Origin of the sequence: Hydrogenophaga sp. (assembly GCF_051858985.1) — a bacterium.
GTDB lineage: Bacteria > Pseudomonadota > Gammaproteobacteria > Burkholderiales > Burkholderiaceae_C > Hydrogenophaga.
In genome coordinates, this window is the sequence record NZ_JBHYGM010000001.1 from 1,234,706 (window position 1) to 1,254,582 (window position 19,877).

The following is a 19,877-nucleotide window of genomic DNA, read 5'->3' on the forward strand; positions in this document are numbered from 1 at the left end:
GGGGCTTGCGCAATCCGCTGTCTCCGTGGTTTCATCTCGGCTCGCCGCATCAGGGCTCACCAACGGGGTGAATTCTTGATCCCTGCAAGGAAACTCTTTCCGAATTGGAAACTCATTCCTTATGATGAAATTACAGCCATGAGCCTTGCCCTGCATCGCGGACTGACCCTGCTCGAGCACCTGGCCGCTCACCCCGACGGCTTGCCTCTGGCGTCCATGGCGGCGGAGCTGGACATGCCGCTGAGCGCGTGTCACCGGCTGCTGGGTGACCTGCAGCGTCGCGGCTATGTGCGACAGGCGCGCAAGCAGGGCGACTACGTGCTCACCACCAAGGTGGTCTCGCTCGGCCTGGGCTATCTGAGCAATGCAGGCATCGTCGACATTGCCGAGCCCATCGTGGAACGGCTGGCGCAGAAATCCGGCGAGCTGGCGCGCCTGTCGATCGTGGACGACGACCGGCTGACCTGGGTGGCGAAATCGCAGGGCGCCCGCCAGGTGGGCCTGCGCTACGACCCCGACATGGGGGCCGAAGCGCGGCTTTCGTGCACCTCGTCAGGCCACGCATGGTTGCTCACTCTCAGCGACGAGCGCGCCCTTGAACTGGTGAGCCGACAGGGTTTCGGCCAGCCCAGGGACTACGGCCCCAAGGCGCCGACCACGGTGAAGGAGCTGCTGGACATCCTGCAGGTGGCGCGGGCCCGGGGCTACGCCATGATCGACGAGGTGTTCGCGCCCGGCATGGCCGCCATGGCCGCCCCGGTGTTGCGTCGCAAGGAAGCCATCGGCGTGCTGAGCATCGCGGGACCGCGCACCCGACTGACGCCGGCGCGCATGCAGGAACTGGCACCCGCGCTGCTGGACGCCGCCGCCGAGCTGGGCCCGATCAGCAACGCCTCCAGCCTCTTCGGGCGGCCGCCGCTGGGCAAAGGTTGACGCCAGTCAAGTCGCTGCATCCCGCTCTGCCAGCAAGGCCTCCAACTGCACGATGCGCTGGTCGCGTTCATGGAGCGCGCGCTGCACGTCCTCGGCTTCAAATCGAACCGGAATGTGTTGCGGGCAGTTCCAGTCAAAGGCCTCGACGCGGATGGTCATTTCGCGCCCCGCACCGGGCGTCTCCAGCACAGCCAGTCGTCCCAACAACTTCAGGCGCCGCCGGCGCGCATAGTCGACCAGGATCAATGCCACGCGATCCTCATGTTCAAGATTGCCGACACTGATGAACTGCCGGTTGCCCGGCAGATCGGCGAACGACAGCGTGTGCGCGTCGACGACGCGCAGAAAGCCCGGGGCTCCGCCGCGGTGCTGCACATAGGGCCAGCCCGTCTCGGAGACCGTGGCCATGTAGAAGCTGCGTTGCGCCTGGATGAACACGGCCTCGTCCGGCCCCAGTTGGGCGTGCTGAACGGCGCCACCCGACTCGAACGCCCGGGCGTACTGCGCACGGCTGCCGTCGCGGGACTGGGCCGCGCGCACGGCCGGTGTGAAGGTGATGTCTGCGAAGGCGTGGCTCATGTCGATCTCCAGGGTTGCCGGATCGATTGTTCTTCATCCCGATCGAATTGCGGCTTCTCGGCCGCCGGCCGGGCATTGGGCTCACCGGTCGCCACCATCAGCCGCAAGGTCGCGTTGCTCGAGGCATCGCTGGGGGTGCGGTTGTTGGTCCGCACCACGCGGCACGTGGCCTTGACGGAGGGTGGCCAGCGCTACTACGCGGCATGCAGCCGGGTCATCGACGCGCTGCGGGACGCTGACGAGGACGTGACCGGCGAATACCAGCAGCCCAAAGGCGACCTGGTGATGACCGCGCCGATCGGGTTCGGCCAGCAACACCTGCAGCCCGTCGTGCACGAATTTCTGCGCGCGTACGCGCAGGTCAACGTCCATCTGCAGCTGGCAGACCGCGTGCTTCCACTGGTGGAAGAGCATGTGGACTGTGCGTTGCGCATCGGCATCCTGGCCGACAGCAGCCTGGTGGCGCGCGAGGTGGGCGCCATCCGGGTCGTGGTGTGTGCAGCGCCCGCCTACCTGGAGGCCCGCGGGACGCCGAAGGATCTCGCGGCGCTGGCCGTGCACGACTGCATCAGCTGGACGGGACTGGGGCCGCCCGGAAGCTGGGCCATGACCTCGCGCGAGGGTGGCAGCCCCGTGGTGCGCCAGGTGCCGGTCCGCGTGCGCGCGTCCACCACCACGCCAGAGTCGGCTTTGCAGGCCGCGATCGCCGGCCTCGGGCTGGTGCAGGCCACCAGCTACCAGGTCGCTCCGCACCTGGCATCCGGACGACTGGTGCCGGTGCTGACGGCCTACGACGGCGAACCGCTGCCGGTGAGCCTGGTGCATCCCGGCAAACGGTTGATACCCCTGAAGTTGCGTGCGCTGCTGGACTTCGCGGCACCGCGGTTGCAACAGCGTCTGGCCGAGGTCGAAACCCTCATGCGGGCCGTCGCCGCACCTACAGACTGAAGTCGTAGGTCACGGTCAAGGGGGCGTGGTCGCTGAACTTCACGTCCTTGTAGATGTGCTCGCTGCGCGCGAGGGCGGCCATCGCCGGGGTGGCGAGGTGGTAGTCGAGCCGCCACCCCACGTTGTTCGCGTAGGCCTGGCCCCGGTTGCTCCACCACGTGTAGCAGGCGTCGGTGGTGTCGGGTTGCAGGCGGCGGTAGACGTCGATCAGGCCGCCCTGTTCGATGAGGGTGGTCATCCAGGCGCGCTCTTCGGGGAGAAAGCCGCTGTTCTTCTGGTTGCTGCGCCAGTTCTTCAAATCGGCCTGCTGGTGCGCGATGTTCACGTCGCCACAGAGGATGAATTCCCGCTGGCCCTTGAGCGCCTGCAAGTGCGGGAAAAACCGATCGAGAAAACGGTACTTGGCCGCCTGGCGTTCGGGACCGGAAGAACCGCTGGGGAAATAGGCGCTGATGACCGAAAACTTGCGCTGCGGCGTGTCGAAGCGCAGTTCGGTGTAGCGGCCCTCGGCGTCGAACTCGGAGCACCCGAAGCCGATCACCACATCGCTGGGCGCGTGGCGGCTGTAGATCGCCGTGCCCGAGTAGCCCTTCTTCTCGGCAAAGTGAAAATGGCCCTGCAGACCGGCGATCTGCTCGAAGCGGCCGCTCACATCAGCGGCCTGGGCCTTGACTTCCTGCACACAAATACAATCGGGCTGGTGCGCGGACAGCCATTTCTCCAGCCCCTTGGTGGTGGCGGAACGGATGCCGTTGAGGTTGAGGCTGGTGAGTTTGAACAAGGATGTCCCCATGGGTTTTCAAGCAGGCGCGGCGCTGGCCGATGCGCCGGATGCGCTGGCGCAGGAGTTCGTTCAGTTCTGCGTGGATGCCGGCGTGTTGAAGTTCGGTGAATTCAAGACCAAGGCCGGTCGCCTGAGCCCCTATTTTTTCAACGCCGGTCTGTTCGACGACGGCGCCAAGCTCGGACGGCTGGCGCAATTCTATGCAAAAGCCCTCGTGGCCAGCGGGCTCGAATTCGACATGATCTTCGGCCCGGCCTACAAGGGCATTCCGCTGGGTGCCGCACTGGCCGTGGAGCTCGCCCGGCTGGGCCGCAACGTGCCCTTTGCCTACAACCGCAAGGAAGCCAAGGACCATGGCGAAGGCGGCATCCTGGTGGGCGCGCCGCTCCAGGGACGCGTGCTGATCGTCGACGACGTCATGTCGGCGGGCACGGCCGCTCGGGAGTCGATCGCGCTGATCCGCGCCGCCGGTGCCGTCCCCCACGCCATGGCGATTGCGCTGGATCGCCAGGAAAAGGCCACCGAAGCAGGCGCGGACGGTGCGGTTCGAGACGTCGATCACAGTGCGGTGCAATACGTTCGGCAACAACTCGGCCTCCACGTTTGTGCGATTGCGACACTGGCCGATTTGCTGCAGTATCTGACGATGCACACTGGTGGTGCCCTGGATGCCCACCGCGACCGTGTTCTGGCTTACCGCCAGCGATACGGCGTGACCTGACCCCTACCCGATGCCCCACCTCCATTTTCAACTTCTCCTTCCGGCGAAGCTCACGCTGCTGGCCCTGTCCACCACGCTGTGGAGCGGAGCCCAGGCGCAAGGTGTCTACACCTGCGTCGACAACAAGGGGCGGCGCATCACGTCAGACCGGCCCATCGTGGAATGCCTGGACCGCGAACAGGAAAAGCGCGGCAGCACCGGCATCGTGCGCCAGGTCGTGCCGCCCAGCTACACCGCCGACGAACGCGCCAAGCTCGAAGCGCAGCGGCGCGTGGAGGAAGAGCAACGCGCGCGCGTACAGGAGGAAAAGCGCCGCGACCGCGCACTGCTGATCCGTTACCCGAACCAGGGTGTGCACGACAAGGAGCGTGCCGACGCGCTGGGGCAGATCGACGAAGTGATTGGCGCCGTCAACAAGCGCGAGCAGGCGCTGGTCGCCCAGCGCAAGGAGATCGACGTCGAGATGGAGTTCTACCAGGGCGACGCGAGCAAGGCGCCGAACTGGCTCAAGCGCAAGATCGAAGACAACGAAAAGCAGATGGTGGTGCAGAAGCGCTTCCTGGACGAGCAGGCCCAGGAGAAGCAGCGCATCAACGCCCGTTTTGACGAAGAACTGGCCAAGCTCAGGCAGCTGTGGGCCACGGCGGGCGGCACCCGCACCGGCGCCGCGTCGCGCTGACCCTCAGCCCAGTTTCTGACGCAGCAGGTCGTTGACCTGTTGCGGGTTGGCCTTGCCCTTGCTGGCCTTCATCACCTGGCCCACCAGCGCGTTGAAGGCCTTTTCCTTGCCAGCGCGGAACTGGGCCACGTTGTCGGCATTGGCGGCCATCACCTCGTCGATGATCTTCTCCAGCGCCCCGGTGTCGTTCATCTGCTTGAGGCCCTTGGCTTCGATGACGGCGTCGACCTCGGCCCCTTCCCCGTTCCACAGGACGTCGAACACCTGCCTGGCGGCGTTGTTGGACACCGTGCCATCGGCGATGCGGCCGATCAGCGCCGCGAGTTGCGCCGCGTTCACCGGCGCGGCGTCGATGTCTTTCTCGTCCGCGTTCAACCGGCGCGACACCTCGCCCATGATCCAGTTGCTCACCAGCTTCGCCTGGCCGCTGGCCTTGGCGGCGGTCTCGAAATAGGCGGCCATCGCGGGACTCTGCGTCAGCGTGGTGGCGTCGTACTCAGGCAGTGCGTAGTCGCGCACCAGGCGCTCGGCCATCGCACGCGGCAGCTCGGGCATGTCGCCGCGCACCTGTTCCACCCATTCGCGCGCAATCACCAGCGGCGGCAGGTCCGGGTCAGGGAAGTAGCGGTAATCGGCCGCGTCTTCCTTGGTGCGCATGGCACGCGTCTCGCCGGTGTCGGGGTCGAACAGCACCGTGGCCTGCTGGATCGCATGGCCGTCCTCGATCTGCTCGATCTGCCAGCGCACCTCGAAGTCGATGGCCTGCTGCATGAACTTGAAGCTGTTCAGGTTCTTGATCTCGCGGCGCGTGCCCAGCTCGGCGCCTGGCTTGCGCACCGAGACGTTGGCGTCGCACCGGAACGAGCCTTCCTGCATGTTGCCGTCGCAGATGCCGATCCACGTGACGATCTTGTGCAGCTCTTTCGCGTAGGCCACCGCCTCGGCGCTGGAGCGCATGTCGGGTTCGGTAACGATTTCCAGCAGCGGCGTGCCGGCGCGGTTGAGATCGATACCGCTCTGACCCACGAAGTCTTCGTGCAGGGACTTGCCGGCGTCTTCCTCCAGATGGGCGCGAACCAGCCGCACGGTCTTCTTCTCGGCACCGAGGAAGAAAGACACCTCCCCGCCCTGCACCACCGGAATCTCGAACTGGCTGATCTGGTAGCCCTTGGGCAGGTCGGGGTAGAAGTAGTTCTTGCGCGCGAAGACGCTGTGCTCAGCAATGTGCGAGCCCAGCGCCAGACCGAGGCGTATGGCTTTCTCCACGGCGGCCCTGTTCATCACCGGCAAGGTGCCGGGCAAGGCGAGGTCGACCGCGCAGGCCTGCGTGTTGGGCTCGGCACCAAACGCCACCGGTGCGCGACTGAATATCTTGGATTGCGTGGACAGCTGGGCGTGGGTCTCGAAGCCGATCACGACCTCGTAGCCTTGCACCAGAAGGGATGTGCTGGAACTCATTTCAGTAGCCCTCCGGCGTGCGGGCATGCCAGTCGGTGGCCTGCTGGAACGCGTGGGCAACTTGCAGCAGCGGCCCTTCCTGGAAATAGTTGCCCACCAGCTGCAGGCCCACCGGCATGCCGCCAGCGCCAAAGCCCGCCGGCACGCTCATGCCGGGCAGGCCGGCCAGGCTGGTGGAGAGGGTGTAGATGTCGGCGAGGTAGTTGGCCAGCGGGTCGTCGCTCTTCTCGCCGATCTTCCAGGCCACTGTGGGCGCCACGGGGCCGGCGATCACGTCGCACTGTTCGAAGGCAGACTGGAAGTCCTGCGCGATCAGGCGGCGGATCTGCTGGGCCTTGAGGTAGTAGGCGTCGTAGTAGCCGTGGCTCAGCACATAGGTGCCGATCATGATGCGGCGCTGCACTTCCGGCCCGAACGCCTCGCTGCGCGACTTCTTGTACATGTCGATCAGGTCGTCGTACTTCGCCGCGCGGTGACCGAATTTCACGCCGTCGAAACGGCTGAGGTTGGAGCTGGCTTCGGCGGGCGCGATGATGTAGTAGACCGGGATGGAGAGCTCGGTGCGCGGGAGGGAAATGTCGACCAGCGTGGCGCCCAGCTTCTCGTATTCGGCCAGCGCGGCCCGCACGGCCACCAGCACGTCGCCCGCGCAGCCGCCGCCAAAGAACTCCTTGGGTAGACCGATCCGCAAGCCTTTGAGCGGCTGCGCCGCGGTCGCACCTTCGCGCGGCTGGCCAAGCAACGCGGTGTAGTCCTCGGCCGGGCGATCGAGGCTGGTGGAATCGCGGTCGATGTCGGGGCCGGCCATGGCGCTGAGCAGCAGGGCGCAGTCGGCGGCACTGCGGGCCATGGGGCCGGCCTGGTCCAGGCTGGAGGCAAAGGCCACCATGCCGTAGCGCGAACAACGACCATAGGTGGGCTTGATGCCGGTGACGCCACAAAAGCTGGCGGGCTGGCGGATGGAGCCCCCGGTGTCCGTGCCGGTGGCGGCCGGCACCAGCCGGGCAGCCACGGCAGCGGCAGAGCCGCCCGAGGATCCACCGGGCACGCGCTCGATGTCCCAGGGGTTGTGCACCGGGTTGTAAGCCGAGTTGTCGTTGCCCGAACCCATGGCGAATTCGTCGCAGTTGAGCTTGCCCAGGGACACCGCGCCTGCCTCGGCCAGGCGCCGCACCACGGTCGCGTCGAAAGGACTCCGGTAGCCCTCCAGGATCTTCGAACCGGCGGTGGTGGGAAAGTCCTTGGTGACGAAGATGTCCTTGTGCGCCAGCGGCACGCCGAGCAACGGCGTGCGCTCGCCCCCCGCGATGCGCGCGTCGGCGGCGCGGGCCTGCGCCAGCGTGGCGTCTTCGTTGAAGGCCAGGTAGGCGCCCAGCGAGGCATGCGCCTTGGCGCGGTCCAGCAGGTGCTGCGCGGCTTCGACACTGCTGGTTTTCTTCTCGGCGATGGCGGTGGCAAGGCCTGCCACGCCCAGTTGGTGCAGGTCGGTCATTCGATCACCTTGGGCACGAGAAACAGACCACGCTCCACGGCCGGTGCGCTTTTCTGGTTGGCTTCGCGGTCGTTCGGCTCGCTGGCCACGTCCGGGCGCAGCCGCAGGGACACGTGGTCGATCACGGCCGTGGGGTGGGCCAGCGGCTCGACGCCGGCGGTGTCCACCGCGTTCATCTGTTCCACGACGTCGAAGAAGCCGTTGAGCTGGACGCGCAGCGTCTCGCTTCGGGCATCGGTGAGCTCCAGGCGCGCCAGGTTGGCGATGCGCCCGATGTCGGACAAGGTCAGGGACATGGCAGAAACGGGTTCCGGGTGGAAGTGGGCTTGCGTTGTCGAGGCGACGATCGCCCCTGAAACGGCGTGTAAGCGGTCAAATTGCGCCCCAATTGCGTGCAGTTGTGCACAGGGGATACGGTATTATCCAAGGTTTAACGGCGCTGCCCTCCGCCACACCGTTTCCGCCTTGGAATCAACCACTTAGCACCGATGTCCGGCCCCATTTCCGGCCCCACCCCCGGCGACGGGCGCGCGACGCCGCACCCGTGCCACACAGGATCCACGCACCATGTTTGAAGCTTTCCGTCGGCAATTCTCGACCGACCTGGCCATCGACCTCGGCACCGCCAACACCCTCATCTACGTGCGCAACAAGGGCATCGTGCTGGACGAACCTTCGGTGGTGTCGATCCGCCACGAAGGCGGCCCGCAGGGCAAGAAAACCATCCAGGCGGTGGGCCATGAAGCCAAGGCCATGCTCGGCAAGGTGCCCGGCAACATCGAAGCCATCCGCCCGATGAAGGACGGCGTGATCGCCGACTTCACCGTCACCGAGCAGATGCTCAAGCAGTTCATCAAGATGGTGCACCCCCGCTCGATGTTCCGCCCGAGCCCTCGCATCATCATCTGCGTCCCCTGCGGCTCCACCCAGGTCGAGCGCCGGGCCATTCGCGAATCGGCGCTGGGCGCGGGCGCCTCCGAGGTGTACCTCATCGAGGAACCCATGGCCGCGGCCATTGGCGCCGGCCTGCCCGTGTCGGACGCCTCGGGCTCCATGGTGGTCGACATCGGTGGCGGCACCACCGAGGTGGGCGTGATCAGCCTGGGCGGCATGGTCTACAAGGGCAGCGTGCGGGTGGGCGGTGACCGCTTCGACGACGCCATCATTGCCTACATCCGCCGCAACTACGGCATGCTGATCGGTGAGCCCACGGCCGAAGCCATCAAGAAGCAGATCGGCTCGGCGTTTCCCGGCAGCGAAGTCAAGGAAATGGAAGTCAAGGGCCGCAACCTCTCCGAAGGCGTGCCGCGCAGCTTCACCATCTCCAGCAACGAGATCCTCGAGGCCCTGACCGACCCGCTCAACAACATCGTCTCGGCCGTGAAGATGGCGCTGGAACACACGCCGCCAGAGCTGGGCGCCGACATCGCCGAGCGCGGCATGATGCTCACCGGCGGCGGCGCCCTGCTGCGCGACCTGGACCGCCTGCTGGCCGAAGAAACCGGCCTGCCCGTGCTGGTGGCCGAGGAACCGCTGACCTGCGTGGTGCGCGGCTGCGGCATGGCCCTGGAGCGCATGGAGCGCCTGGGCACCATCTTCACCAGCGAATAAGGCCGGGCCGTTCTTCGGCACGGCCTCGACACCCTACCCCATATGCCACTGGGCACCCTGGACCGGACCCCGCCTCCCTTTTTCAAGCAGGGCCCGTCGGCCCTGTCCAAACTGGTGGTGTTCAGTGCGGTAGCGCTCTTCCTGATGGTGGCCGACCTGCGTTTTCGCGTGGCCGTGCCGGTGCGCACCGCCGTGGCGGCCGTGCTCTACCCGGCCCAGTGGGCGGTGCTGCAGCCGGTGGAACTGGTCTCCATGGCGGGAAACTACTTCACGTCGCTGCACGCCGCCCAGCAGGGCGAAGCCGAAGCCCTGCAGCGGCTGGCCACTCAGGCGCAGCGCAGCCTGCAGCTCGAACAGATCACCCTGGAAAACGAGCGCCTGCGCCAGTTGCTGGCCATGCGCGAGCGCACCGGCGCCGAGGCCACTGGCGCCCAGGTGCTCTACGACGCGGCCGACCCATACTCGCGCAAGATCGTGATCGACCGCGGGCAGACGCACGGCATCCGTGCCGGCTCGCCCGTCATCGACGAAAGCGGCGTGCTCGGGCAGGTGACGCGCGTCTATCCCCTCGTGTCCGAGGTCACCTTGCTGATCGACCGCGACCAGGCCATCCCTGTGCTGAACGCGCGCACCGGCGTGCGCAGCGTGGCCTATGGCGAGCCGTCTGCCAGCGGCGACGGGCTCGACCTGCGCTACACCCTCGCCAGCGCCGACATCGCGCAGGGCGACCTTCTGACCACCAGCGGTGTGGACGGCATCTATCCGGCAGGCCTGCCGGTGGCGCGCGTGACGTCGGTCGAGCGCCAGGCCGAATCCTCCTTCACGCGGGTGCGCTGCGAGCCCATGGCGCGCGTGCAGGGAACGCTGCATGTGCTGGTACTGGCCCCCGCAGGCGACGCCATGCCGCCATCGCCTCTGGTGGGAGCGCCGGCCGAGCGCCCGGTTCGCGGCGCCGTCCGTCCCGGCAATGGGAGCGCCGCACCATGATCATGCGTCCCGGGCAGCAACTGCTGCTGCCCGCCAACCCCGTCTTCATCTGGTTCAGCCTCCTCAGTGCGCTGATGTTCAACATGCTGTTGAACATGGGCATGTTCGGTCGGGCGCCCTGGGTGCCTGACCTGCTCGCGGTGGTGCTGGTGTTCTGGAGCGTGCACCAGCCGCTGCGCATCGGCGTGGGCGTGGCGTTCGCCTTTGGCCTGGCCATGGACGTGCACCAGGGCGCTTTGCTCGGCCAGCACGCCCTGGCCTACACCGCGCTCGGTTTCCTGGGCATCTCCATGCACCGCCGCCTGCTCTGGTTCAGCGTGCCCAACCAGGCGGTGCAGGTGCTGCCGCTGTTCGTGGCCGCGCACCTGCTTGAGTTGCTGGTGCGCATGGCGGCCGGCGGCACGTTTCCGGGCCTGCTGTACCTGCTGGCACCCGCAATCGAGGCACTGCTCTGGCCCGTGGTCAGCGTGCTGTTGCTGGCGCCCCAGAGGCGTGCCCCGAACCCGGACGACAACCGTCCGCTGTAGCCATGACGGAATTACGGAACGTCGAAGCTGATCTCGCGCAGTTCCGCACCCGGGTGCTGCTGATCGGGCTGGCGGTGGTGTTCGCGTTTGGCCTGGTCGCCGCGCGCATGGTCTACCTGCAGGTGACGCGCCACGACGATCTGCTGGCGCAGGCTGAGAGCAACCGAACGGCCGTGCTGCCCGTGGTGCCCAACCGGGGGCAGATCCTGGATCGCAAGGGCCGCGTGCTCGCCACCAACTACTCGGCCTACACGCTGGAGATCATTCCTTCGCGCGTGGACGACCTCGACGCCACCATCAAGGCGCTGGGGGAGCTGGTGGAAGTGACGCCGCGCGACGAGCGGCGTTTCCGCAAGCTCGTGGAGGAGTCGCACAGCTTCGATTCGCTGCCGCTGCGCACCCGACTGACCGACGAGGAAGTGGCGCGCTTCACCGTGCAGCGTTACCGCTTCCCCGGCGTGGAAGTGCGCGCGCGGCTGCTGCGCCAGTATCCCAATGGCGAGGTGGCCAGCCACGTCATCGGCTACATCGGGCGCATCAACCAGCGGGAGAAGGAAGCCATTGGCGACTGGCCGGAGGAAGACCAGGCCAACTACCGCGGCACGGAGTACATCGGCAAACTCGGCGCCGAGCAGCAGTACGAACGCGAGCTGCACGGCATCACCGGCTTCGAGCGTGTGGAGACTTCTGCGGGTGGCCGTGCCGTCCGTTCCCTCGCCCACACGCCCGCCACGCCGGGCAACACCGTGGTGCTGTCGATCGACATCCAGCTGCAGAAGCTGATCGAGGACATGTACGGCGAGCGGCGCGGGGCGCTGGTGGCCATCGATCCGCGATCCGGTGAGGTGCTGGCCTTCGTGAGCAAGCCCACGTTCGACCCCAACCTCTTCGTCGAGGGCATCGACGTGGAGAACTGGCGCACGCTCAACGAGTCGCTCGACAAGCCGCTGCTCAACCGCGCCATGCGCGGCACCTACCCGCCCGGCTCCACCTACAAGCCCTTCATGGCCCTGGGCGCGCTGGAAACCGGCACCCGCAGCGCCAGCACGGTCATCAACGACCCGGGCTTCTGGATGTTTGGCGGCCACCGGTTCCGCAGCCACGGCGACGGGGGCCTGGGTGCGGTCGACATGAAGCGCAGCATCGTCAAATCCAGCAACACCTACTACTACTCGCTGGCCAACGAGATGGGGGTGGATGCCATGCACGATTTCATGAAGCCGCTGGGATTCGGCCAGATCACCGGCATCGACCTGCGTGGCGAAGTGCGGGGCGTGCTGCCCAGCCAGGCCTGGAAGCGCAACACCTACAAGCGTCCCGAACAGCAGCGCTGGTACGCCGGGGAGACCATTTCGCTGGGCATCGGCCAGGGCTACAACAGCTTCACCATGCTGCAACTCGCCCACGCCATGGCCACGCTGGCCAACGGCGGCATCAAGTACAAGCCGCACCTGACCATGGCCACCGAGAACGTGATCACGCGCGAGCGCACACCGCTTCCCGGGCCGCCGCCGGAGAACCTCGGCTTCAAGCCCGAGCATGTGCGCACCGTGATCGACGCGATGGCCGCCGTGACCACGGAAGGCACGTCCACCCGCGTGTTTGCGGGCGCGGGTTACGCCAGCGGCGGCAAGACCGGCACCGCCCAGGCCGTGACCATCGGCCAGCGCGACCGCTACGACGCCCGCAAGCTCGAAGAGCACCAGCGCGACCACTCGCTCTACATCGCCTTCGCGCCGGCCGACGAGCCGCGCGTGGCGCTGGCGCTGGTGGTGGAGAACGCCGGCTTCGGCGCAGCTCACGCCGCACCCATTGCGCGCCGCGTGTTCGACTACCTGCTGCTCGACCAGTTTCCCAACCCGCAGGACCTGGCCGCGGTGAGCGTGGGGCAGGCGGGCGCGCCCATCGGCAAACCCCTCAAGGCCAGCGAGATGCCTTGGCCGCCCGAGTCGTCAACGCCAGTCTCGGCACCGTAGCGAAACCCTCGTTTCAATTCCTCACGCTCGGCGCAGCCTGTCTCTTGCGCTCTGCGTTGCGCATCGCTTCGATGCGCAACGCATCGGGCCGCTGGTGTTCCTGCACCACCGCCTTGCGACAAAGTGCGTGGTAGGTCCGTACCCGGGTCCAGCAAGCATTGCCTTCGCCCCCACCCGCTTCGCTCAGACAGTGTTGAAGACGCGAAGCGGCTCCCTGGTGGCAGCGCTCAAACTCGTTGGCCGTGGGCGACGCCCACGCCGTCTGCACAAGCAGGAAGGTCACACCGAGGGCGGGCAGGCTTCGCATCAATCCAGAAATTTCGGTCGCTGGTCCGCGCGCATGCGATCGGCGGCTTCCCGGGTCTGCAGCGCCTCGGCCGCCGATTCGGTCGGCGCGTTGACCATGCGCCGGTCCAGGCAGGATTTCGCCGTCAAGCCGGTCGGGTTGCACTGCCGTTCGGACGCCTGGAAACACTGGTTCTGCGCCGCCCGGGCCTGCCTGTTCTCTTCGCATTGGCTCGACAGCCCGCTCCACTGCGCGTCCCACGCCGCCACCCGCTCCGCAAAGGCTTCGTTCTCGCGTTCGCGCTCACGGCGCGATTCCTCGCGCGCTTCTTCGCGCTCGCGCTGGCAACGCGCATTGCAGGGGCCGCTGTCGCTGCGTGTAAGCAGCGGGCCCAGCATGCGCGCGGGCCTGTTGGGCACGGACTTGCAGGCCGCTTCAGTAGGGCCGGCGGCATCGGGACAGCTCTTGCGCAGGCAGGCCTGCACGGGGGCGATCTCTTTCGCGCAGGCGACCTCGGCCTCGCGGCGAAACGCGTCCACCAGTTGCGCGTGCTTGCGCTGCACCGCCGGCTTGTCCGTCACCTTGTCCAGCGCGTCGGCGTAGCGCATGTCCGGCTTCCCGGTTATCTCCACTTTCTCGGGCTTCTTCTCGCACCAGGCCGCCTTCGGTGAGGTCTCGCAATGCGCCTGGAGCGCGCCCTCCAGAAAGCCGGGGTTGGCGGACGTGCGCGGGCAGACCACCAGGTGTGTCAGCTTCGTGCGCCTGCGCATCTCTTCCCTGGCCTGCGAGGCCGTCAGGTAGCTGCGATGTTTTTCAGCGCACCAGCCCGCCTGGCCGTGCGCCAGCATCCCCCGGTGGTCGAGCGCAGAGCCGCCGTTGATGATGAAGCGGCTCCAGTCCGGGCTGCCGGGCACATTGAAGGAGACCTTGCCGTCGGGCCGAGCGGGAGCGCCCGTGTCCACATCGACCGCCAGGGTGGCGCCGTTCTCACCGATGAAGAGACCCAACCCATAGAGCATGAGCTCGCTGGTTTGCGCGGCCTTGGCCACGGCGGGAGGCAGCGACTGCAGGTTGTAGAACTGGCTGCGTTTGTCCACACGAATTCGCACGCCCGTGAGCGACCACACCAGACCGAAGTTGGCGATCGGCTCGCCCATCAGCGCAGACAGTGTCCAGCGGACCTCGAAGTTGCCGCAGATGTCAGGCACGGCCTCCGTACCGGTGGGAAAACAATGCATCTGCGTGCGCCCTCCAGTCGGGAACAGCGTGCCTGCGCCGCCCACCTCTCTGGGCTGAGCCAGCGCCGCACCCGCCAGGAGGAAGGCGCACACCAGCGCCAGACCAGCGCGGACCATGCTTGTCATTCCTCGCTGGACTTGAAAGTCTCAAAGTCCTGGCGGCGGCTTGAGTACTCCCGATCGAGGTAAAACGACGACGCTTTGTCCAGCACGGTGTTGCCCTGCCAGCGGATCTTGCAGATGGTCAGCAGGCTGCCGCGGTAGGCGGGGTGGTCGTTGTCCTTGACGTCGCAATCGCAATCGATCTCGCGCGCGCTCGACGACTGGCTCTTCACGCGGCGGGTGGCCTTGTAGCAATCGGTGCCCTCGTCGCCTGCGTGCACCCAGGTGGATCTCACCCAGCGCCATCCGCGATCGACGACAGCCTGCTTGTCGGCGGCCACACGTGCTTCGGCCAGCGCGTTCTGCACGCTCGTGTATTGCGCCAGCGCCTCGCTGTAGTACTTGCCCTTGGTGCCGTGGGTGCGCAGGTAGCGCTCGAGGCGCTCATGGGCGACCGTGTGCTGACCTACGGCGTGCGACGCGCGACCGTAGTGGTAATCAAAGTTGTCGGGCATTCGCACACCCGTGGCTTCCGCGCCCTTGAGCGCTGCAGCGGCCTTGGCCCAGGCGGCCGCGTCGCCCTTCTCCCCCTTGGCCATTTCAGCAGCGCCGAGTTGCAGCAGCCGGTCGGCCTCGACGGTCGGCGGCAGGCCCTGCGCGGTGGTTCCGCCATGCAGGCAGAAGGCCGCTGCCAGGGCGACGAACATGGAACGCAAAGAGGTCTTCGATGTCATGGTTTGCTGGTTTCCTGAATGATGAATGTGCCCACCGTCAGCATGTCGCCTCGACCTGAAAGCCGCAGCACCACGTCCTCTTCCTTGTGGAGCGGCGTGCCGAAACCGGTGGTCAACCTAAGCATGAGGGTGGTGGCTGGTGCGACGATCTGCTGGCGGTGACCATAGAACCTGGCACGCACGGTGTAGGTCCCGGGCCGGGCCCGACGCAGCGAGAACTCTTCGGGACCGTAACCCCCCGTGAAATCGGCAGACAGGCGCCCACCTTGATAGGTGAGTCGATTGCCGTAGAAGGCGGCTTCACCGTTGGGGTCGATCACCCACAGGTCGATGTCGGTGTTGTCAGCATCCCAGGAGAGCACGGCGCGCAGGTCCAGCGGTAGATTGCGCAACAGGCGGGGGTCGAGCCGGCGGGTGTCCAGCGCAGTTCCGCTGGCGCGGGCCGCTTCGACGATGGCGTTGAGTTCGGCCAAGGCAATCAGCTCCACGCCGGGAAAGCGTCCGTTCCACGGACGCGAAACCACCTGCCAGAGTTGATCGACCGCGCGCTGCGGCTGGCCCGCACGGGCCAGCGCCAGGCCCAGGTCGCGCCAGGACTGGGGTTCGTCCGGACTCAGAACCAGTACCTTCTCCAGCAGCGGCAAGGCAGCCGCCACCTCGCCCGCCTGCATCAGGCGGTAGGCCAGGATGCGAAGCACATGGCGGTTCTCCAACTCCATCTCGGCGAGGTTGGAGAGCACGCGAAGGGCGGTGGCGCGCTGGCCGCGCTCGAACAGGATGTCGGCCGCGTCCAGGAAGAAGGCGGTGCTGCCGGCATGCGAAGGGCGTTCGTCGAAGTAGACCGCCTCAATCTCCTCGGGTGCGGCTTCCCGCAGGCGCCGCGCGTAAGGCGCATCGGGTTGCCAGGGGCGCAACTGGATGCTGGCCGCTGCGCCATCACCAGAGCTGTCGGTTGCCACCAGCGAAGCCATCGCCATGGCGCCCACGGGCGCTGGTGCCGGCGGCGAAGCGCCCACCATTGACTCGGCCTTCGGCCTGGGCGGGGGTGCGTCTTTCGGGAATTCCTTTGCCCACCACTGCACCTTCGTCGCGAACTGCGCAGCCACGCGGTCCAGATGCTGTGCTCTCGCCGCCACCTCGCGGCTTTCCGAGTCCGCACGCAACAGTGCCCATTGCGCTCGCAGGCTGTGCGGCGGCTCGATGTCATGCCGCGCATAGTCTTCCACGCGGTCCAGCACGATCAACGAAGTCTCACGGCTGGGCAGGCTGAACTTCATGCCCAGCCGGCGCAGGGCCGCGCGTTGGGATTCCCCCGCTGCCTCCAGTCGCGCCATGCGCAGCGTGGCCCAGCGCCCGGCCGCCACCGTACCGGGTTTGCCCGATGCCGATGTCACGCGCAGTGTTCTGGTCTGCTCCGCGCCGCCCGGCGAGCGCAGCCGCAGATCGATGCGCGCATCGGGCGCGATGAGGCGGCCAGCCAGCGCCACGCGCCCCAGTTCTGGCTGGACCGAATCGGTTTCCATGTCTTCGGCGCCGTGCGCAAGGACCGAAACCAGACTCAGAAATTCACGGCCGAGTACCACCAGCGCTTGGGCGGGGCTGGCGGCGAGCAGGTCGATAAAGGCACCGCCACTGGCCTGAGCCATGCGGCGCAACGCGTTCGCATCGCCACCTGCCACGGATGCAACGGCAAACGTGGGCACCGGCTGGGTCGGCAGGATCGCTCCTTCGTGCGCGCCCCAGTTGCCCAAGCCATCCGAGAACAACAGCGCCACGTCGGCACCTTCGGGTGCGCGCAAGGCGGCAGCGTGCGTGGCGCCGTCGTATCGCAGCGACGCCAGCCGTTCCCGCAAGCCGTCCCAACGCCCGGCTTTGACCTCGAACCGCTCCACAGGAGCAGCCACCTCGCGCACCGTCTGCAGCATCACCTCCACATCACCCAGCTCGCGCCACCAGGCGTCGAGCAACGCGAGTTCGCGCGCGTGGTCTCGCCGCTCGCCACTGCCGGAAGCGTCCCAGACCAGCCCCACCCGGCGGGGCCGAACGCGCTGGGCATGCATCGCCGCCACCGGGAGTTCGGCATAGAAATAGTCGTCGCCATCGAAACGCTGGGTGGCGATCAGAGCGCCCGCGACCGCCGGCAAAGCCACGCGCAGTTCGCCGCCGCTGTGGCTCCCGTTGGCCACCAGCGCAATGCGCGCACCACCCGCATCGCTGCGCACTGTAAGTCGCCTGGCGCCCAGCTGGGCCGACACTGCGCGCGGCGGGACCCCTTCCACAAGAACAGACACGTTCAGCCGACCCGAGCGCTTTTGCGGCGCGAGCGGCAAACGCCAGGTCATGGCGCCCTCGCCCGATACCACCTCGCTGATTTCCAGCAGCACGCGTCGGCTGGCCAACCCCGGCAAGGGATACACGCGCAACTTGTGGTGACGGCCTGCGGTGGCCTCCAGCAGTGCCGGGTCGACCGTTGCGCGGGTGACGTCCTCGAACACCTGCCGACCCTTGACCTTCTCCACTGGCACAGCCGCCCGCAGCTCACCATCGATGTCGAGCGCGAAGCCAGTCACCGACTGGCCCTCGAGCAGCGGAAACTGCAATTCCGCCTCCAGCACACGCGCGTTGGGGTTGTAGAGCTCCAGCTCAATGCGTGTGGTGACTGCGCGGCCCACGACCTCGGCGCGCACGTCGACGCGGCGCAGCTCGACAGGAAGGCGCGCTTCGGGCGCCAGCCAGCGGATCGGGACGGAGGGCTCTTCGTTTGCGCGCTGTGCCCACGCCGGGGGGCTCAGGCTGCCCAGGACCACCAGCAACGCAGCTACAGGGCACAGACTTCGACGCACACACAGCGCCAGACGGCGCGAGAACTCCAACGCAAAGGCCATGGACACGAACGGGCAGGACGATGATCTGCTCGATACTACGAGGGCCGCCTCGAACGCGACATAGTGCAGATGCATCATTGACCAATCGGCTCCGCGCAATGCAGGGCCCGCTCCAATCCGCTTACCCAACGCGTCCCATGCAGTCACCATCACTCGGGCAGGCAGAACTGAGCGCCATTCTGCTGCGGCTCTACCGCCTTTCGCACGAGCTCCCCATCGCCGAGTTCCAGAACGCGGCACTGCACCTGGTGCGTGAAGCGCTGCCTTTCGATTCGTCCATGTGGGGAACCGCCACGAACACCCCCCAGGGCATCGACATCCACACCATCCATCTGCACAACCAGCCCGAAGAGATGCTGACGGCCTATGAGGAGGTGAAGCACCTGGACACCGCCGCTCAAACGGCTGGACGGCAATCGCGCAGCACACTCGCCTTCAATGCGGGGGAATGGTTCAGCGGCCGAGCACAGGCGCCGCTGCGCGAATACGGCCGACGTTTCAACCAGGCCAACTTCTTCATTTCCAGCGATTTCGATCCGAACACACAGTTCGTGCATTGGTTGACGCTGTTTCGAGCCGACGAAACGGCGCGTGGTACGCATCAGGACAGCGAACTTCTGGCGCTGCTGGCGCCCCACGTGATGCAGGCGCTGACGCTCAACAGAGTGGCACACCTCGACCGCATGGAAACGCCTGGCGCAGGCGGTAGAGGCAGCGCCATTTGTGATCTTCGCGGCGCGCTCTACCATTCGGACGAGCCTTTCGAGCGCTTGCTGAAGACCGCCTGGACGGGCTGGAAAGGACCGCGACTCCCCAGTGACTTGCTGCAGAGTTTTCTGCGCGGCCAGACGCATCACAGGGGCCCGGTCGCGGTGGTCACGGGTCTGGTGGAGCAAGGCCTTCTCTTCCTTCGCGCCAGGCCACGATGCCTGGTCGACGACCTCACGGCACGGGAGCTTGCGGTCGCCGAGCTGGTGGCGCGCGGCAGCACCTACAAGGAGATTGCACAGAGTCTGGGCCGCTCGCCTGCGACGGTGCGTAACCAGATCCGCTCCATCTACGAAAAGCTGGGCATCACCCGCATCGCAGGACTGATCGACGCGCTTCGAGCGGTGGCGCCAGACCCGTTCAGGTCCTGATCCACGCGTCGTACGTGGTCTTGAGAATCAGCGCGGAAACCACGACGATGAACACCCCCCGCACAAAGCCACTGCCATGCTTGAGCGCCAGCCGCGTGCCCAGCAGGCTGCCCACCACATTGGCCACCGCCATGGCCAGCACGAAGTGCCACCACACATGGCCCTTCCAGGCGAACAGCAGCAGCGCGGCCAGGTTGGACGCCGTGTTGAGCAGTTTGGCGCTGGCGCTGGCGTGCAGGAAGTCGTAGCCCAGCCAGCGCACGAACAGGAACACGAAGAAGCTGCCGGTGCCCGGACCGAAGAACCCATCGTAGAAACCGATCGTCACCCCCAGCAGACAGGCCGCCAGGGTCTCGCGCTGGCCGGAGAAGACCGGTGCGTGGTGACGTCCCAGCTCCTTGCGTGCGAGGGTGTACGCCAGCACGGCGATCAGGATGAGCGGCAGCGCGCGGCGCAGGAAGTCGGGCGAGATCACGGTGACCGTCCAGGCGCCCAGCATGGATCCGGCAAAGGCCACCCCGGCAGCCGGCAGCAGCGCGTGCCACGGCATCTGCACCCGCCGGGCGTATTGCAGCGTGGCCGCCGCCGTGCCCCAGACCGACGCGCCCTTGTTCACCCCGAACAGGGTGGCGGGGTGGGTGGTGGGGAACATGGCAAAGAGGGCCGGCACCAGGATGAGGCCACCGCCGCCCACGATGGAGTCCACAAAGCCGGCGAAAAACGAAGCGAGGGTGACAAGCGCCAATTCCATGCAGGGATTGTCGCTGGCAAAAAAAAACCGACCCACAGGGGTCGGTT

At 66.9% G+C, this 19,877-nt stretch carries 18 protein-coding genes; 9 read left to right on the forward strand and 9 right to left on the reverse strand.

The features are described 5' to 3' along the window. Window positions 1–138 precede the first annotated feature (138 nt). The gene (locus ACTIEY_RS06110) at window positions 139–933 is read left to right on the forward strand and encodes an IclR family transcriptional regulator (protein WP_439518186.1); all 795 of its coding nucleotides are present in this window, start codon (window positions 139–141) and stop codon (window positions 931–933) included. A 6-nt stretch (window positions 934–939) separates the two neighbouring features. Here ACTIEY_RS06110 and ACTIEY_RS06115 read toward each other — a convergent pair whose 3' ends face one another. After that, window positions 940–1,512, reverse strand: a complete 573-nt coding sequence (locus tag ACTIEY_RS06115; RefSeq protein WP_439518187.1) for a pyridoxamine 5'-phosphate oxidase family protein — start codon at window positions 1,510–1,512, stop codon at window positions 940–942. Between ACTIEY_RS06115 and ACTIEY_RS06120 the strand changes: the two genes are divergently transcribed. Continuing rightward, window positions 1,504–2,460 (forward strand): LysR family transcriptional regulator, encoded by a 957-nt coding sequence (locus ACTIEY_RS06120; RefSeq protein ID WP_439518188.1) that lies wholly within the window; start codon window positions 1,504–1,506, stop codon window positions 2,458–2,460. The two genes, ACTIEY_RS06115 and ACTIEY_RS06120, sit on opposite strands and share 9 nt — an antisense overlap. Here the strand turns inward: ACTIEY_RS06120 and ACTIEY_RS06125 are convergent. Then, the gene (locus ACTIEY_RS06125) at window positions 2,450–3,241 is read right to left on the reverse strand and encodes an exodeoxyribonuclease III (RefSeq protein ID WP_439518189.1); all 792 of its coding nucleotides are present in this window, start codon (window positions 3,239–3,241) and stop codon (window positions 2,450–2,452) included. The two genes, ACTIEY_RS06120 and ACTIEY_RS06125, sit on opposite strands and share 11 nt — an antisense overlap. 10 nt (window positions 3,242–3,251) lie before the next feature. Here ACTIEY_RS06125 and pyrE point away from each other — a divergent pair, with 10 nt between their 5' ends. Further along, a complete protein-coding gene (gene pyrE, locus ACTIEY_RS06130) occupies window positions 3,252–3,965 on the forward strand; it encodes an orotate phosphoribosyltransferase (protein WP_439518190.1) in 714 nt (237 codons plus the stop codon). Window positions 3,966–3,975: 10 nt separating this feature from the next. Continuing rightward, entirely contained in the window at window positions 3,976–4,644 is a 669-nt protein-coding gene (locus ACTIEY_RS06135) for a DUF4124 domain-containing protein (protein WP_439518191.1), read from the forward strand. 3 nt (window positions 4,645–4,647) lie between these two features. Here the strand turns inward: ACTIEY_RS06135 and gatB are convergent, their stop codons facing one another. The 3 genes from gatB to gatC are packed head-to-tail and all read right to left on the reverse strand — an operon-like array spanning window position 4,648 to window position 7,890. Beyond that, window positions 4,648–6,102 carry an Asp-tRNA(Asn)/Glu-tRNA(Gln) amidotransferase subunit GatB gene (gatB, locus tag ACTIEY_RS06140; RefSeq protein ID WP_439518192.1) on the reverse strand — a complete coding sequence of 485 codons (1,455 nt, stop codon included), beginning with the start codon at window positions 6,100–6,102 and terminating at the stop codon, window positions 4,648–4,650. A gap of 1 nt (window position 6,103) precedes the next feature. After that, entirely contained in the window at window positions 6,104–7,594 is a 1,491-nt protein-coding gene (gene gatA / locus ACTIEY_RS06145; RefSeq protein ID WP_439518193.1) for an Asp-tRNA(Asn)/Glu-tRNA(Gln) amidotransferase subunit GatA, read from the reverse strand. Further along, window positions 7,591–7,890 (reverse strand): Asp-tRNA(Asn)/Glu-tRNA(Gln) amidotransferase subunit GatC, encoded by a 300-nt coding sequence (gatC, locus tag ACTIEY_RS06150; RefSeq protein ID WP_439518194.1) that lies wholly within the window; start codon window positions 7,888–7,890, stop codon window positions 7,591–7,593. The genes gatA and gatC overlap by 4 nt, the downstream gene beginning before the upstream one ends. 271 nt (window positions 7,891–8,161) lie before the next feature. Here gatC and ACTIEY_RS06155 point away from each other — a divergent pair, with 271 nt between their 5' ends. Genes ACTIEY_RS06155 through mrdA form a run of 4 tightly spaced genes read left to right on the forward strand, consistent with a single transcriptional unit; the run spans window position 8,162 to window position 12,695 of the window. Further along, window positions 8,162–9,205: a rod shape-determining protein gene (locus ACTIEY_RS06155; RefSeq protein ID WP_439518195.1), complete on the forward strand. Its 1,044-nt coding sequence runs from the start codon at window positions 8,162–8,164 to the stop codon at window positions 9,203–9,205. A gap of 42 nt (window positions 9,206–9,247) precedes the next feature. Then, window positions 9,248–10,192, forward strand: a complete 945-nt coding sequence (mreC, locus tag ACTIEY_RS06160) for a rod shape-determining protein MreC (RefSeq protein ID WP_439518196.1) — start codon at window positions 9,248–9,250, stop codon at window positions 10,190–10,192. Next, on the forward strand, window positions 10,189–10,719 hold the full coding sequence (gene mreD / locus ACTIEY_RS06165) for a rod shape-determining protein MreD (protein WP_439518197.1): 531 nt from the start codon (window positions 10,189–10,191) through the stop codon (window positions 10,717–10,719). The genes mreC and mreD overlap by 4 nt, the downstream gene beginning before the upstream one ends. Before the next feature lie 2 nt (window positions 10,720–10,721). Beyond that, window positions 10,722–12,695, forward strand: a complete 1,974-nt coding sequence (mrdA, locus tag ACTIEY_RS06170) for a penicillin-binding protein 2 (protein ID WP_439518198.1) — start codon at window positions 10,722–10,724, stop codon at window positions 12,693–12,695. A gap of 306 nt (window positions 12,696–13,001) precedes the next feature. Here the strand turns inward: mrdA and ACTIEY_RS06175 are convergent, their stop codons facing one another. The 3 genes from ACTIEY_RS06175 to ACTIEY_RS06185 are packed head-to-tail and all read right to left on the reverse strand — an operon-like array spanning window position 13,002 to window position 17,940. Next, the gene (locus tag ACTIEY_RS06175) at window positions 13,002–14,336 is read right to left on the reverse strand and encodes a hypothetical protein (RefSeq protein WP_439518199.1); all 1,335 of its coding nucleotides are present in this window, start codon (window positions 14,334–14,336) and stop codon (window positions 13,002–13,004) included. Between the two features lie 5 nt (window positions 14,337–14,341). After that, complete coding sequence (locus ACTIEY_RS06180; RefSeq protein ID WP_439518200.1) at window positions 14,342–15,055, reverse strand: hypothetical protein; 714 nt, start codon at window positions 15,053–15,055, stop codon at window positions 14,342–14,344. After that, window positions 15,052–17,940, reverse strand: a complete 2,889-nt coding sequence (locus tag ACTIEY_RS06185) for a VIT domain-containing protein (RefSeq protein WP_439518286.1) — start codon at window positions 17,938–17,940, stop codon at window positions 15,052–15,054. Before ACTIEY_RS06185 ends, ACTIEY_RS06180 begins: the two co-directional genes overlap by 4 nt. Window positions 17,941–18,077: 137 nt before the next feature. On the opposite strand from ACTIEY_RS06185, the gene ACTIEY_RS06190 reads away from it, so the two are divergent. Beyond that, entirely contained in the window at window positions 18,078–19,079 is a 1,002-nt protein-coding gene (locus tag ACTIEY_RS06190; protein WP_439518201.1) for a response regulator transcription factor, read from the forward strand. Here ACTIEY_RS06190 and ACTIEY_RS06195 read toward each other — a convergent pair. Beyond that, complete coding sequence (locus tag ACTIEY_RS06195; protein ID WP_439518202.1) at window positions 19,069–19,830, reverse strand: TSUP family transporter; 762 nt, start codon at window positions 19,828–19,830, stop codon at window positions 19,069–19,071. The genes ACTIEY_RS06190 and ACTIEY_RS06195 overlap by 11 nt on opposite strands. Window positions 19,831–19,877 lie beyond the last annotated feature (47 nt).

Excerpts from the sequence above, each read along its gene's own strand:
- ACTIEY_RS06180 (WP_439518200.1), bottom strand. The coding sequence starts at position 15,055 with ATGACATCGAAGACCTCTTTGCGTTCCATGTTCGTCGCCCTGGCAGCG.
- ACTIEY_RS06185 (WP_439518286.1), bottom strand. The coding sequence starts at position 17,940 with ATGGCCTTTGCGTTGGAGTTCTCGCGCCGTCTGGCGCTGTGTGTGCGT.
- mrdA (WP_439518198.1), top strand. The coding sequence starts at position 10,722 with ATGACGGAATTACGGAACGTCGAAGCTGATCTCGCGCAGTTCCGCACC.
- gatC (WP_439518194.1), bottom strand. The coding sequence starts at position 7,890 with ATGTCCCTGACCTTGTCCGACATCGGGCGCATCGCCAACCTGGCGCGC.
- pyrE (WP_439518190.1), top strand. The coding sequence starts at position 3,252 with ATGGGTTTTCAAGCAGGCGCGGCGCTGGCCGATGCGCCGGATGCGCTG.
- gatA (WP_439518193.1), bottom strand. The coding sequence starts at position 7,594 with ATGACCGACCTGCACCAACTGGGCGTGGCAGGCCTTGCCACCGCCATC.
- ACTIEY_RS06110 (WP_439518186.1), top strand. The coding sequence starts at position 139 with ATGAGCCTTGCCCTGCATCGCGGACTGACCCTGCTCGAGCACCTGGCC.
- ACTIEY_RS06155 (WP_439518195.1), top strand. The coding sequence starts at position 8,162 with ATGTTTGAAGCTTTCCGTCGGCAATTCTCGACCGACCTGGCCATCGAC.
- gatB (WP_439518192.1), bottom strand. The coding sequence starts at position 6,102 with ATGAGTTCCAGCACATCCCTTCTGGTGCAAGGCTACGAGGTCGTGATC.
- ACTIEY_RS06190 (WP_439518201.1), top strand. The coding sequence starts at position 18,078 with ATGCAGTCACCATCACTCGGGCAGGCAGAACTGAGCGCCATTCTGCTG.
- ACTIEY_RS06175 (WP_439518199.1), bottom strand. The coding sequence starts at position 14,336 with ATGGTCCGCGCTGGTCTGGCGCTGGTGTGCGCCTTCCTCCTGGCGGGT.
- ACTIEY_RS06195 (WP_439518202.1), bottom strand. The coding sequence starts at position 19,830 with ATGGAATTGGCGCTTGTCACCCTCGCTTCGTTTTTCGCCGGCTTTGTG.
- ACTIEY_RS06135 (WP_439518191.1), top strand. The coding sequence starts at position 3,976 with ATGCCCCACCTCCATTTTCAACTTCTCCTTCCGGCGAAGCTCACGCTG.
- mreD (WP_439518197.1), top strand. The coding sequence starts at position 10,189 with ATGATCATGCGTCCCGGGCAGCAACTGCTGCTGCCCGCCAACCCCGTC.
- mreC (WP_439518196.1), top strand. The coding sequence starts at position 9,248 with ATGCCACTGGGCACCCTGGACCGGACCCCGCCTCCCTTTTTCAAGCAG.
- ACTIEY_RS06115 (WP_439518187.1), bottom strand. The coding sequence starts at position 1,512 with ATGAGCCACGCCTTCGCAGACATCACCTTCACACCGGCCGTGCGCGCG.